Here is a 275-nt window from a genome sequence, read left to right as displayed (position 1 = left end):
GCCCGATCTCCCAGGGAGGCCAGGGCCGCCACGGCCTCAGTCACCATGTCTGCCGCCATCTCCCGGGAGCGCCCTAGCCCGTGGATGGCCGGGTAGGTGGCCTTGCCGGCCATCATGTCCTTGCCAGGGGACTTCCCGATCTCCTCGGCGGTACCCTCCACATCCAGGATGTCGTCGGTGATCTGGAAGGCCAGCCCCAGGGCGCGACCATAGTGACGGAGGATTGTGACCTGGTCCTCGTGGCCTCCAGCCAGGATCCCGCCGACCACGCAGGA

The 275-nt window shown here is 68.0% G+C and carries 1 protein-coding gene; it reads right to left on the bottom strand.

Features of this window, described 5'->3' with window-relative positions; genetic code table 11:
- Positions 1–275, bottom strand: a 275-nt coding sequence (locus PZC42_RS21180) for a polyprenyl synthetase family protein (protein WP_277214104.1), incomplete at both ends; no start/stop codon positions are given.

The sequence above is a fragment of the Isoptericola croceus genome (assembly GCF_029382255.1).
In the GTDB taxonomy this organism is placed as follows: Bacteria; Actinomycetota; Actinomycetes; order Actinomycetales; family Cellulomonadaceae; genus Isoptericola; species Isoptericola croceus.
The sequence above is the reverse complement of the archived record's forward strand: the minus strand, read 5'-3'. Positions and strand labels throughout refer to the sequence as shown.